The following is a 12577-nucleotide window of genomic DNA, read 5'->3' as shown; positions in this document are numbered from 1 at the left end:
CCACGGCAGGAAGGGATGCCCTGAAGTGTAGCGTGACAGTGCGACGACGGCGTGCGTTGCGTTCAGCGACGCACGCGGTCCAGCCAGCAGGCCAGGCCCTGCGCGTTCAATTCGATATCCATGGCCAGCACCTCGGCCACCGCAGCCTGGTCCAGTGCGCAGCCATGCGCCTGCGCGCGTTCCAGGTACAGCGCCTGCAATGCCGCCAGCAGGCAGCGGTGGCGATCGGGCCGTCCATCGCATTGGCGGCCGATGGTGGCCATGGCATCGATCTGCTCGATCAGATCGGCGGCCAGCGCCGGCACCTGCTGCACCCGCCCGTAGTGGGTCAGGTACATCGCCTGCGGGTCGTAAGCCAGCATGCGCTGGATCGACGCCTTCATGGCCTCGGGATCGAACTGCACCGGCGAGGACGTCGGGAAGATGAAGGCGCCTTTGGCGCTGTCCAGTTCGCGGTAGGAAATACCGAAGGTATCGCCAGTGAACCAGCTGCGGCTGCGCGCATCCCACACACAATAGTGGTGCAGCGCATGGCCGGGGGTGTGCAGCAGCAACAGCTCGCGGCCGGCCAGATCGATGCGGTGGCCGTCGTCGGCCACCACCACGCGATGTTCGGCAATGGGCTCGATGCGGCCATAGCTGCGTGCGATTTCCTCGGCGCCGTACACCGCGGTGGCGCCGGCAATCAGCCGGGTGGGGTCGATCATGTGCGGCGCGCCGCGCGGGTGCAGCACGGCACGGGCATTGGGCAACTGCTGCATCAGCAGGCCGGCGCCGCCGGCGTGGTCCAGGTGCACGTGGGTCAGCAGCAGCCAGTCCACCGCTTCCGGACCCAAGCCGGCATCGGCCAACGCCTGCAGCATCGCCGGCACCGACAGTCCGGTACCGCAATCGACGAAGGCGGCGCGACCGTTTTCCTCGATCAGGTAGGCAGCATCGAACTGCGCCCGCTGGAAACCGGTATCGATGGTGTGGATGCTGGGGTCGGCGGTCATCGGCACGCACCTGGCAGAAGGCGGAACAGATGCCCATGGTAGGCCGCCGCGGGGGCGCGGTTCGATGCGGCTTTGGTCGGAGGGGTACGGGGGCCGGGGGTAGAGTCGACTGTCAGTCGACTTCGCGCGAAGCGCGGATATTTGGCAATGCCCTGCAGGAGCGCAGTCGACCAACGGTCGACGCTACCTTTCCAGGAACCTCGGCCGCAGCAGCAGTGCCAGCCCCAGCACTGCCAGGAACGCGCCGTAGGCGTACAGCACGGCCAGCACCTGCGGCCAGATCGGGCCGGCACCGGCCTGCACCAGGCCGATATGGTGGCCCCACAACATGGCCACGATGCTCAACAGGAAGGCCAGCACCAGGCTGGCGCTTTCGAACACGCGCCGCCGCAGGGTGCGCGGCTGGCGCGGGAAGAGCCAGTACAGGCTGCCCAGCAGCAGGAACCAGGGCAGGAACAGCAGCAGCGACAACCAGGCCATTGCAGACTCCCCCTATGTTTGCGTGTGGTACGTAGCGTTGAGCTTGTTCGACGGCCCTTCTGTAGAGTCGAGCCATGCTCGACTGGCGGATCAACAGCAGTCGAGCATGGCTCGACTCTACATCAGGGCGAAGTCGAGCATGGCTCGACTCTACATCAGGGCGAAGTCGAGCAAGCTCGACGCTACAAGGGCCACGTTACTCGTCGCGCAGCGCCGCCAGTGCGGCCAGCACGGCCTCTACGTCGGCTTCCAGCTTGAACAGCTCGCTCTGCAGTGCGTCGCCCTGCTCGGCCTGCTTCAGCACGGCAATCAGCTGGCCGGCATCACGCGGCGAATCGAAGCCTTCGCTCTGGATCAGCAGCGTGCCGTCGCCGGCGGTCAGCTTGAAGTAGAAGCGGCCGTCCTTCTCACGGTACTGCTTGAACAGCGGCGGGGCCACGCGGGCCACGCCGGCGTCTTCGCTGGCGATATCGCCGGCGCTGGACAGATCGCGCAGGCCCACGGCGTGGCGCAGTTCGTCCAGCAGCGGCATGGCCAGCTGTTCGCGCAGCTGCTGGCCACGGCGCTTCAGCAGCGCTTCGATCTTTTCCGGCTCGGCCATCAGCGCGTTGTAGCGCTCGCGCAGCGGCGACAGTTCGCTGTCGATGCGCTCGAACAGCTGCTGCTTGGCATCGCCCCAGCTGATGCCCTCGGCGAAGGCCTGCGCAAACGCGGCGGTCTGCTGGGCGCTGGCGAACGCCTGGTACATCTGGAACAGCGCCGAACCTTCGGTGTCCTTCGGTTCGCCCGGTGCGCGCGAATCGGTCAGGATCGAGAACACCAGCTTCTTCAGCTCTTCGCGCGGGGCGAACAGCGGAATGGTGTTGTGGTAGCTCTTGCTCATCTTGCGGCCGTCCAGGCCGGCCAGAGTGGCCACCTGCTCGTCGATCACCACCTCGGGCAACGGGAAGTACTCCTTGCCGTACACGTGGTTGAAGCGCTGGGCGAAGTCGCGCGCCATTTCGATGTGCTGGATCTGGTCACGGCCCACCGGCACCTGGTTGGCCTTGAAGATAAGGATGTCGGCGGCCATCAGCACCGGGTACATGAACAGACCGGCGCTCACGCCGGCATCTTCGTCCACGCCTTCCTCGCGGTTCTTGTCCACCGCCGCCTTGTAGGCATGGGCACGGTTGAGGATGCCCTTGCTGGCGATGGCGGTCAGGAACCACATCAGTTCGGTGGTTTCGCGGATATCGCTCTGCCGGTAGAACCACACATGTTCCGGGTCCAGGCCGCAGGCCAGCCAGCTGGCGGCGATTTCCAGGGTCGCGCGCTGGGTGCGCTGCGGGTCCTGGGCCTTGATCAGGCTGTGCAGGTCGGCCAGGAAGAAGAAGCTTTCGATATCCGGCGCGCGGCTGGCGGCGATCGCCGGGCGGATGGCGCCAACGTAGTTGCCCAGGTGGGGCGTGCCGGAGGGGGTGATGCCGGTAAGGACTCGGGTCGTCATGACTGCGTGCGGAAACCTTCGATGAACGGGGCCAGTTTACCGCGTGCCGGGCCAACCCCGTCGGGGCCGGCCGTGCGTTTGTTCACTCGAGCCCACCGGAGACCTGCCATGAAGCGCCTGCTGCCCCTGCTGCTGATCCTGCCCCTGGCCGGCTTCCGGCCTGCCCCGCCGCCGTCGGCCCCCTACCCGCAACAGCCGGTGCGGATGGTGCTGGTGGACCGCGACCGCGATACCGAACTGCGCAGCTATGCCGCCGACGGCCAGCAGTGGGTGGCCGGGGAACGCGGCCACCGCTACGCCGTGCGCCTGTACAACGACAGCCCGCGGCGGGTGCTGGTGGTGCTGTCGGTGGACGGCATCAATGCCATTTCCGGCGAAGATGCCGATCCGTCGCAGACCGGCTACGTGCTCGACCCGGGCCAGAGCGCGGACATCACCGGCTGGCGCAAGAGCCAGGACGAAGTGGCCCAGTTCGTCTTCAGCAGCCCCGGCGGCAGCTACGCCAGCCGCACCGGACGGCCGGACAACATCGGCGTGGTCGGCATGGCGGTGTTCAACGAGGCCTACCGCTGGCGGCCCACCCCGCGTCCGCCGCTGCGCCATCTGCCGCCGCCGGCACCGGCCGCGCCGGCCCCCGCCGCCGAATCCGCCGCGGCCGATGCCAGTGCCAGCCGCATGGAAAGCACCAGCGCCAGCAAGGCGCGCAGCCAGGCGTCGGCGCTGGGCACCGGCCATGGCGAGCGCGAGTACTCGCAGGTGCGCGATACCCAGTTCGAGCGCGCCAGCCGCACGCCCACCCAGGTGGTGCAGCTACGCTACGACAGCGCCCGCAACCTGCGCGCACGTGGCATCCGCCTGGATGCCCCATCGCGCCTGGTGCAGGAACCGCAGGCCTTCCCCAACCGCTACGTGCCCGATCCGCCGGCGCGCTGAGCGCACACAGCACGACGCCCGCACCATTTTGGCGCGGGCGTCGGGCTGTGGGGGACGCTCAGGTGTCTGAGCGCCGGACTTACCTGAAGTCCGGGTAATCCTTGCGCACGCTGTCCGAGAACTCGCTGACTTCCTTCTCGGCACGGTCCTTCGCCCAGCCATAGCGTTCCTGCAGACGGCCGGCCAGATACTCGGCGTTGCCTTCTGCCACATCGAAATCATCGTTGGTCAGATCGCCCCACTTGGCCTGGGCCTTGCCCTTCAGCTGCGACCACTTGCCGGAAATGATGTCTTTGTTCATTGCTGGAATCCTTGGTTGCAACGGCGTTCTTACCGTGGTTCCAGCTTCGCGCACTGCCTGTTGAACAGCGGTCAACCCACCATGAAAAGCATGCTCACCTGCTTGAATGGTTCACTACCCGGCGCGTTGCACGCCGCCTGTACGCGCGCACGAAAAAGGCCGGGACATGCCCGGCCTTTCCGTGTGTCGCACCACCGCAGGCTCAGTTGCCCTTGGCGGCATCCTCGACCTTTTCGCCAGCCTTCTGCACATCCTTGCCGGCGCCGGCAACGGTATTGCAGCCGGACAGCATGGCCACCGAGAACATCGACAACAGCATCAGGGCAACTACACGCTTCATGAGCTTCTCCTTGGGTTGGCCGCTACACCGCGCACATCGCGGGTCGGATTCTGTCGGTTGGCGGCGGTACCCGAAGGCACCGCCGTCGCTTGACGTGCAATCTGGCGGCAACGGCGTGGAGCGAGTGTGAACGGCGCAGCGGGCCATTCAGACTGCGGCAGGCAGGCTCAGTCGCGCATCAGGGTGGATTTGCCGAACAGGCTCTCCACCAGGTCCACGGCCAGCTCGGCAGTGGTGTTGTGGTTGTCCAGCAGCGGGTTCAGTTCCACGATGTCCAGCGAGCCCATGCGGCCGCTGTCGGCAATCATTTCCATCACCAGCTGCGCCTCGCGGTAGTTCACCCCGCCCGGCACGGTGGTGCCCACGCCGGGGGCGATGCTGGGGTCCAGGAAATCCACGTCGAAGCTGACATGCAGGTGGGTGTTTTCATCCACACCGGCCAGCGCGGCTTCCACCGTGCGCTTCATGCCGTTCTCATCGATGTAGCGCATGTCGTACACATCAACCCGGTGGGTCTTGATTAGGCGCTTCTCGTCCGGGTCCACCGAACGGATGCCGATCTGGTGCACCTGGGTGGGGGCGATGGCCGGGGCGCTGCCGCCCAGCCGGGTCAGTTCGTCCGGGCCCAGGCCGCACAGGCAGGCCACCGGCATGCCGTGGATGTTGCCCGACGGGGTGACATCGCTGGTGTTGAAATCCGAATGCGCATCCAGCCACAGCACGCGCAGGGTCTTGCCCTGCTCCCGGCACCAGCGCGCCACGGCGGTGATCGAACCGATGCCCAGGCAATGGTCGCCGCCCAGCATGATCGGCATGCGCCCGGCCTGCAGCTCGGCGTAGCTGGCCTCCATCAGTGCACGGTTCCAGGCCACCACTTCATCCAGGTGGCGGTAGCCGGCCACCGGCGCCGTCCACGGGTTGCGCGGGCCGTCCAGGTTGCCCAGGTCGCGCACGTCCACGCCACGCGCGGCCAGCGCCTCGGGCAGGCCGGCCACGCGCAGGGCTTCCGGCCCCAGCCGCGCCCCGCGATGGCCCGCGCCCACGTCGGTCGGCACGCCAATCAGGGTGACGGAAATGGGATGGGCCATGGGTGCCTCCTGCGAACGAAAAAGAAGCACAGTCTAGCCAGAGGCGTGTGACACCACTCGCGGCGGTGCAGCAGCGGGGGTCAGCGCCGGCGCACCGGGGTGAGGCTCTGCACCTGGCCGTTGTTGCGCAGCATGCACAGGAAGCGGCCATCGGCATATTCGATGATCAGTTCCTGGTAATCGCTGCCCACCGGCACCTGGGTGACCAGCGTGCCCTGGTCGCCCTTGCGCGCATTGCACGATCCCAGCGCGGCATCACCGGCGGGTGCGGCGCGGGGTGCGCTGGATGTGTTACGGAACACCGCCCGGCAGCCGCCACTTACCCAGACCGAATGCCGCGACAGGCCCCAGTTCACGCCCTGCTCGCAGCGGGTGCGGCTGAGCTGACGGCTCACTTCCACGGCGCCACGGGTGTTCATGTCGCAGGACACCTGGCGCTGGTCGGTGGATTCGCAGGTGACCTCGTTGGGCAACGCGGCATCGCCGTCGTTGTCGTGCCGGTGCGTGGGCGACGGCGGCGATGCTGCCGCGCTGTCGCTGACCTGGCAGATGCCGTTGGCCCCATTGCGGCCGGTGTAGCTGACCTGCGGCGTGCCATCGTCGCCGGTGCTGATGGACACCGTCAGCCCGCTCTGTGCATCGCGCGCTTCGGCGTAGCGGTCATTCACATGCTTCAGGGTGGTCTGCCGCCCCTGCACATAGACCGGCCCGCCCGCGTCGGCATGCACGTCGATGCCACCGGGGCAGCGGGCATTGAGGAAGGGCACGGCGGCCAGCGCCGGCGTCGTGAGCGCAACACCCAGCACAGCGGCAACAACAGACAGCGTCTTCAGGCGCATGGTCGGCTCCCGAGCGGGCCCGGAACGGGCAGATGGGCGGAGTATGCGGTGCAGGTGTCGGTGCGGATGTGAGTGCCCGCGTTTCGGCCCTCGGCGTCGGTCGCCGGCGCTGACGTGTCTCGCCTGCTGGCGGGGCCAGCGTTCGCCATCGCTGCGGTGTAGGGGAAAGCTGATCCTTGTAGAGGAGAAACTACGTTGTGCGACCCAGTTCTCGTACATGTCGACTTTCCCTCTTACCGGCCTTGCATCGCCGCGTGATCGTCCCGCTCACGGTAGCTACGGCGCACACCACAGGCATGCGCCGTGTCTTGCAGATGAAAGGAGATGCGCCATGCGCAAGCGACAGACCATGCACGGTAATCGGGTACTTCTAACCACGCTGCTGATTTTTGCGTGGTCCAGCGGGGTTTGGATGATGGCGGGGCTTCGCAGCCCCGCGCGTTTGGAAGGCTGGGTAGCCGGTTCCTACCTGCTGCTGTCGCTGGCGTTCATCGCCGCCATTCTTTGCTACAGGTCACGGCTTCGCAGAGCACCGCCTTTCACCAACCAGTCCTATGCGACGCGGCTGCTCACGCTGTCCTGGATGGCCTGCGCGGTGGGCGGCGCGGCAGCCATCGTAGCCAGGTGACCCTGGCTTCTGAGACCGAAGAAGAAGTCGGGTCGTCGATCACGGCTGCCCGCGCGTCCATCATTGGACGCGCGGGCCTGCATGTGGTGGTATGAAGGCACGCCCGCAGGGTTAAGTAATCTTTACACGCTCCCGGGTGCGATGCGCATCAGGCGTTTGATACGGCACGCCATTCAACGCATTCCTGAGCAGCGCGCATTCTGTCGTTTTTGCCTTGTAATCAGCGCTTTTAGCCAAAAACGTCAATTCAACTTTCCGATCAGAACGTGCGATTGCATCGTGAGAATCAATTGGCGCAGCCTCTTCCCGCGTGGGCTTCAACGAGGTGGCCGACAGCGAGGGCTTCATCGTGGTGTACCCGCGGCAGAACGTGACCGCCAATGGCGGGCGCTGCTGGAATTGGCAGTTGCCAGTGAACCAGGCGCGCGGCAGCGGCGAGGCGTCGATCCTGGCCGGCATTGTGGGCGCGGTGAAATCCGCTTACAGCGTCGACCCGCGACGGGTCTATGTGACCGGCATTTCCGCCGGCGGTGCGATGACCTCGATCATGCTGGCCTGCTATTCGGATGTGTTCGCCGCCGGTGCGGTGCATGCCGGTGGCATGTACAAGGGCGCGACCACGGTATCGGGCAGTGCCTATGCGCTGCTGGCCGGCAGCATCTACTCACCAGACAGCAACGGGCGGCTGGCGTGGCAGTGTTCGCGATCGCCGTCGCCGCGACCGCTGCCGGTGCTGGCATTCCATGGCAGCGCCGATACCACGGTGAACCCAGTGAACGGCCAGCAGGCGGTACGCCAGTTCCTGCAGACCAACGATCTGGCCGACGACGGCCTGGACAACGATTCGGTGGGCACCACGCCAACCAGCATCTTCAATGGGCAGGTACCGGGCGGGCATGCCTATACGGTCTACAGCTACCAGTACGGCGGCCGCACGCTGGTGCAGCACTACGTGGTGCAGGGCATGGGGCATGCGTGGAGCGGCAGCACGTCGGGGCTGCCGTTCACCGATCCGCAGGGACCGGATGCAACGTTGATTACCTGGTTGTTCCTGAGGGATCAGCAGCGTTGAGGCAACGCAACCGCTTGCGCTGCACACGCTGCGCCGGCGCGATTCATCACAGTGCACTCGCGTGCAATTGCACACCGAGTGCGCGTGTCACCTTGAGGATCGTGGCGAAGTCCGGGCTGCGCTCGCCCGACAGAGCGCGGTACAGACTCTCACGGGACAGGCCTGCGTCGCGGGCGACCTTGCTCATTCCCTGGGCACGGGCGATATCGCCAAGTGCCTTGGCGATGAATGCGGAATCGCCATCACTTTCGGCGATGCATGCGTCAAGGTAAGCAGCCATCTCTTCGGGCGTACGAAGGTGCTCGGCAACGTCGAACGTCGCCACTGCGGTCTTCTTGCTGGAACTCATGGTGTAGTGCTCCTGTCCGGCCTCGCCGGGCTCTACGGTTGTTCCGGTCGCAGCGCCTACGCCTTAAAGGTCGAGGGCCAGCGCCTTCGCTTTCAGAATGTCCCGCTGTTGGGAATTTTTGTCTCCGCCAACCAGCAGGATGACCAACGTCTTACCGCGCTGCGTGTAATACACCCTGTAGCCGGGTCCTACATCGATGCGCAACTCGGAGATACCGTCTGTCAGATTCCGGTGGTCCCCAGGGTTCCCCTCGCCCAGCCTGCGGATCCGGGCCAGAATTCGAGCACGTCCGGCCACGTCTTTCAGGTCGTCGATCCATGTCGCGAACTGGGAAGTGCGCTTGATCTCCACGGCAGAACTGTAGCCCATAGGCTACATGCGGTCAAGAGTCCTGCAATCGTCCCGTTGTCTCTTAAACTCGAGGACCGCCGGTGTGTTGATCACTGAACGTCGAGCGTGGACACGGAAATGACAAGTCGGTTGATTCACCGGAGCGAGCACGTCAGTCCCCGCTTTCATGCGGAGACGGAATGCACAGGATCGCAAGTTTGTTGCTCGGCATCTGCGCCATGGGTCTTGCAGGCTGCGCGACCACCACGCTGCCCAAGGGCGTTGCTTCATCGGGTTGTACCGACGTTGTTTCGGTACCTGTCGGTCCTCTCCGCTATTTCCACACCGCGTTCCTGCTGCCGGGTCGAACCGCTGTAGTCACCCCTCATCTGCACCGCCGTGCGCACACTGAGCGGAGCATCAGCCTGCAGATCGCGGCGGGGCTTGTGATCAGTGCTGACGCTGCTGGTGGACGGCACCATCCGGCTTGGAACGCCTTCCGGCGCGTCGATGCTGCAACGGTGCCAGCAGATCGGAAACGAGCTGATTCGGCTGCAGTAGGCCTAGGTGCGAAAAAGCCAGCGCACTGCGCTGGCTTTTGTGGCTGCCCCCGCTTCCGGTGCACATGGGCAACCCCAGGTGGTGCCGCTTATCCGAATCGAACGGATGACCTACTGTTTACAAGACAGTTGCTCTACCAACTGAGCTAAAGCGGCATGGGGTGCTGGGTGCTACGCCGGCGGCGCTTGGCGCGGCCGGGACCCGATTCTAGCGCAGTCGCGTGCAGTCCAGCGACCGTTGCTGTGCGGCGGCGCTGCGCTGCTGCACCTGGCCCGGCTCGCTGCCGCTGGCCAACTGCCCTTCCAGCCACCACTGCCCGGCTTCGCCACTGGCCACCAGGCGCGGCTGGAAGCCGACGGCCTGCACGGCAGCCATGCGGCGTTCGGCGCCTTCGCGGTTGCGGTACTGGCCCAGGGCAATGGCATTGGCCTCTTCGCCCTGGCCGATGATGTAGTAGTCGCTCAGCCCGGCGGCAACGATGCGCTTGACCGTGGCCTGTGCGTCATCGCGGCTGGCCGCGGCAGGCAGCAGTACGCGGTAACGGGCACTGCCGCTGGCGGCCGGCTGTTCGCGCAGGCGGGCGGGCGCCAGCAGGGAGCCGGCGCGGCCCTGCGCGGCCACGGCAGCGGCGCGGTCGGCAAACGGCCCCAGCGCGATGCAGCGTGGCGGCGCGGCCGGCTTTTCAGGCGCAAGCTTTTCCGGCGCAGGGGTTTCGGCGACCGGCGGGGTCGGTGCGGCGGGCTTGGCCACAGCGGCCAGCGGCACGGCGGCGGTTGGCTGCGGCTGCGGCGCGGCGGTCGGAGTGGGCGCAGCAGCCGGTGCGTCAGCAGGCGCCAGCGCGGCGCCCGGCGCGGCTTCGCGCGCTACCAGCGCTTCGGTCGGCGCGGCAGCGGTCTGTGCCACGGCCACCGCGTCGGTGCCGCCGGGCAGCCAGCGCAGTTCGGCCACGCCGCTGGGCGGCGTTGGCGCAGGTGCGCGCGTGGGTTCGGTTCGCAGCAGCCACCAGCTGGCGACCCCCAGGTTGAGGATGGCCAGTACGACAATCAGGGCACGGGTCAGCATGCGCCGATACTAGCCTGCTGCCGGGTGCACCGCCCAGCGGGCCAGGCCATCGAGCACCAGCGAGGGGTGGTAGTCGGCGCCCGGCAGCAACGGCATCAGTGCCGGTGCGCCGCCGCCATGCACCAGCAGCGCCGGCGGCATGCCCAGCAGCGCCTGTGCCTGCTGCGCACTGCGTTCGATCAGCGCAACCGCTGCGCCATCGCAACCCGACGCCAGCGCATCGGCGGTGTCGTTGGCGAATTCGCTGTAGTCGCCGCCGGTGGCCGGCAACTGCACGGCCCGCGCATGCAGGGCTTCGCGCATGGTGGTGGGCGATGCGGAAATGCGCCCGCCGTGGTGCTGGCCGTTGCCATCCAGCAGGTCCAGGGTGAGTGCGGTTCCTACGCCAACCACCAGCACCGGCCGTTGCGCGGTGGCCGCCGCCAGCAGGGCCAGGAAGCGGTCCACGCCGAACTTTTCCGGCTTCGCATAGGCAATGCGCACGCCCGCGCATTCGGCGCTGGTGCGCACCACACGCACTTCGTCGAAGCGGCGCTGCAATTGGTCCAGCATCGCAGCGGTGAGCGACGGTGCGGCCACGCTGGCAACGAAGGCGACGCGGCCGCTGGGCAGGCTGTGTTCGGGTTGCGCGGCCATGCCTTCTGCGCCGTGCGCCCAGGCCTGCACATCGCCGGCACGGTTGCCCTGCAGCGGCGCGAACTTGAAACGCGAATTGCCCAGATCGAACAACCAATCGCTCATGCCGCCCTCACGCTGACTTCGCCGGCGTGCAGCAGGCGCTCGCGGCCATCGATGCGCACGCGCAGGGCGCCATCGTCGGCCAGGCCCAGCGCGGTGCCGTACTGCCATTGGCCATCCAGTTCCACGCGCACTTCCTGGCCGGCCAGCATGTCCAGCGCGGCATAGCGCGGCAGGAACGGCGCCAGGCCATCGCGGTCGAAGGTTTCCAGCGCCGGCAGCAGGCGCGCCAGTACGGCGGCCACCACCTGGTTGCGGTCCACCACGGTGCCGGCCAGCGTATCCAGGTCCACCCACGGCTGGGTGATCTCGTTCCCGAAGGCAGGCGGCATATGCACGTTGATGCCGATGCCGATGACCGCGCGCGCCGGGCCGGCGTACTCGCCACCGCCTTCGGCCAACAGGCCGACCAGCTTGCGGCCGTCCACCAGCACGTCGTTGGGCCACTTCAGCTGCGCCTGGGTGAAGCCCAGATCGTGCAGCGCTTCGGCCACGGCCACGCCGGCCACCAGGCTCAACCCGGCCAGACGGCCCAGGCCACCTTCGAACAGGCGCAGCACCGACAGGTAGACATGGGCGGCCAGCGGCGAGGCCCAGCTGCGGCCACGACGGCCGCGGCCACCGGTCTGGCGCTCGGCCAGCAGCACGCTGACCCCGCGCACTGGCGCGCTGCAGCGCAGCAATTCGGCGTTGGTGGAGTCCACCGTCCAGGCCACCTGCAGGTCGTGCAGCAGGGCCTGGGCTTCGGCGGGCAGGCGGCTGCGGATGGCCTGGGGGTCGAGCAGCTCCAGCGCCCGGGTCAGGCCGTAGCCCTCGCCCGCGCGCCCCTGGATATCCACACCAGCGGCCCTAAGTCCTTGAATCCGCTTCCAAATGGCGGCCCGGGTCTGGCCCAGCTCACGGGCCAGGGCATCGCCGGACAGGCGACCGGCAGCGAGTTTGGCCAGCAGTTGGCGATCGTCCACGGCAGTTTCCGTCAGGTCAGGCAGGAATTATGCGGGAAAGGCCGGGCAGGCGCCCGCCGGGGGGCTTCCACGGCGGGGCCTGGTTCGGGCTATGATCGGGAACTCACCTCCCCTTAACGTGGATGTCGTCAATGCGCCGTTATGCCCATTGCCTGATCCTGCTGACGATGCCCTTCGCGGCGTCTGCAACGGCAGCGCTCGATGACAGCCGGGGTGCCTGTGTGTATTCGGCCGGGGATGCCGCTTCGCAGCGCGCGCCCAGCGCCGCACCCACCAGCGCGGCGGCCAAGCCGGCGCCGGTACGCCCTGCGGCCAGCACCACCACCGGTGGCGGCGGCGATGACGATGTGCTGCCGCGCATCCGCGCACCGAAGTGGCACAGCTACCTGCCGGGCATGTTCCGCTGA

Annotated in this window: 16 protein-coding genes and 1 tRNA gene; 4 read left to right on the top strand and 13 right to left on the bottom strand. The window is 67.1% G+C overall.

Annotated features, from left to right (window positions below):
- Positions 1–62 precede the first annotated feature (62 nt).
- The 3 genes from C1932_RS01410 to C1932_RS01400 form a co-directional block, all read right to left on the bottom strand.
- A complete protein-coding gene (locus C1932_RS01410; RefSeq protein WP_108760972.1) occupies positions 63–995 on the bottom strand; it encodes an MBL fold metallo-hydrolase in 933 nt (310 codons plus the stop codon).
- 183 nt (positions 996–1178) lie between these two features.
- A complete protein-coding gene (locus C1932_RS01405; protein ID WP_108760971.1) occupies positions 1179–1475 on the bottom strand; it encodes a hypothetical protein in 297 nt (98 codons plus the stop codon).
- A gap of 196 nt (positions 1476–1671) precedes the next feature.
- Positions 1672–2964, bottom strand: coding sequence for a tryptophan--tRNA ligase (locus C1932_RS01400; RefSeq protein ID WP_108760970.1), 1293 nt, complete (start codon positions 2962–2964; stop codon positions 1672–1674).
- Positions 2965–3072: 108 nt separating this feature from the next.
- Here C1932_RS01400 and C1932_RS01395 point away from each other — a divergent pair, with 108 nt between their 5' ends.
- A complete protein-coding gene (locus tag C1932_RS01395; protein WP_108760969.1) occupies positions 3073–3897 on the top strand; it encodes a hypothetical protein in 825 nt (274 codons plus the stop codon).
- Between the two features lie 79 nt (positions 3898–3976).
- Here C1932_RS01395 and C1932_RS01390 read toward each other — a convergent pair whose 3' ends face one another.
- The 4 genes from C1932_RS01390 to C1932_RS01375 form a co-directional block, all read right to left on the bottom strand.
- A complete protein-coding gene (locus tag C1932_RS01390) occupies positions 3977–4198 on the bottom strand; it encodes a CsbD family protein (protein ID WP_108748166.1) in 222 nt (73 codons plus the stop codon).
- A gap of 202 nt (positions 4199–4400) precedes the next feature.
- Entirely contained in the window at positions 4401–4538 is a 138-nt protein-coding gene (locus tag C1932_RS01385; protein WP_108748165.1) for an entericidin A/B family lipoprotein, read from the bottom strand.
- 167 nt (positions 4539–4705) lie between these two features.
- On the bottom strand, positions 4706–5626 hold the full coding sequence (gene rocF, locus C1932_RS01380) for an arginase (protein ID WP_108748164.1): 921 nt from the start codon (positions 5624–5626) through the stop codon (positions 4706–4708).
- An 80-nt stretch (positions 5627–5706) separates the two neighbouring features.
- A complete protein-coding gene (locus C1932_RS01375; RefSeq protein WP_108760968.1) occupies positions 5707–6465 on the bottom strand; it encodes a DUF3011 domain-containing protein in 759 nt (252 codons plus the stop codon).
- A 331-nt stretch (positions 6466–6796) separates the two neighbouring features.
- On the opposite strand from C1932_RS01375, the gene C1932_RS01370 reads away from it, so the two are divergent.
- On the top strand, positions 6797–7093 hold the full coding sequence (locus C1932_RS01370) for a hypothetical protein (RefSeq protein WP_108760967.1): 297 nt from the start codon (positions 6797–6799) through the stop codon (positions 7091–7093).
- Positions 7094–7403: 310 nt separating this feature from the next.
- Positions 7404–8165 carry a PHB depolymerase family esterase gene (locus C1932_RS01365; protein ID WP_234412254.1) on the top strand — a complete coding sequence of 254 codons (762 nt, stop codon included), beginning with the start codon at positions 7404–7406 and terminating at the stop codon, positions 8163–8165.
- A 46-nt stretch (positions 8166–8211) separates the two neighbouring features.
- On the opposite strand, the gene C1932_RS01360 is transcribed toward C1932_RS01365, so the two are convergent.
- The 6 genes from C1932_RS01360 to birA form a co-directional block, all read right to left on the bottom strand.
- Positions 8212–8514 (bottom strand): addiction module antidote protein, encoded by a 303-nt coding sequence (locus tag C1932_RS01360; protein ID WP_108760966.1) that lies wholly within the window; start codon positions 8512–8514, stop codon positions 8212–8214.
- Between the two features lie 63 nt (positions 8515–8577).
- On the bottom strand, positions 8578–8865 hold the full coding sequence (locus tag C1932_RS01355; protein ID WP_108763314.1) for a type II toxin-antitoxin system RelE/ParE family toxin: 288 nt from the start codon (positions 8863–8865) through the stop codon (positions 8578–8580).
- A gap of 619 nt (positions 8866–9484) precedes the next feature.
- Positions 9485–9560: transfer RNA gene (locus C1932_RS01350), tRNA-Thr, on the bottom strand.
- Between the two features lie 52 nt (positions 9561–9612).
- On the bottom strand, positions 9613–10467 hold the full coding sequence (locus C1932_RS01345) for an SPOR domain-containing protein (protein WP_108760965.1): 855 nt from the start codon (positions 10465–10467) through the stop codon (positions 9613–9615).
- A gap of 9 nt (positions 10468–10476) precedes the next feature.
- Complete coding sequence (locus C1932_RS01340; protein ID WP_108760964.1) at positions 10477–11208, bottom strand: type III pantothenate kinase; 732 nt, start codon at positions 11206–11208, stop codon at positions 10477–10479.
- Positions 11205–12170 (bottom strand): bifunctional biotin--[acetyl-CoA-carboxylase] ligase/biotin operon repressor BirA, encoded by a 966-nt coding sequence (gene birA, locus C1932_RS01335; RefSeq protein ID WP_108760963.1) that lies wholly within the window; start codon positions 12168–12170, stop codon positions 11205–11207. Before birA ends, C1932_RS01340 begins: the two co-directional genes overlap by 4 nt.
- A gap of 131 nt (positions 12171–12301) precedes the next feature.
- Between birA and C1932_RS01330 the strand changes: the two genes are divergently transcribed.
- Complete coding sequence (locus C1932_RS01330) at positions 12302–12577, top strand: hypothetical protein (RefSeq protein ID WP_108748150.1); 276 nt, start codon at positions 12302–12304, stop codon at positions 12575–12577.

Origin of the sequence: Stenotrophomonas sp. YAU14D1_LEIMI4_1 (assembly GCF_003086815.1) — a bacterium.
Classification (GTDB): domain Bacteria; phylum Pseudomonadota; class Gammaproteobacteria; order Xanthomonadales; family Xanthomonadaceae; genus Stenotrophomonas.
The sequence above is the reverse complement of the archived record's forward strand: the minus strand, read 5'-3'. Positions and strand labels throughout refer to the sequence as shown.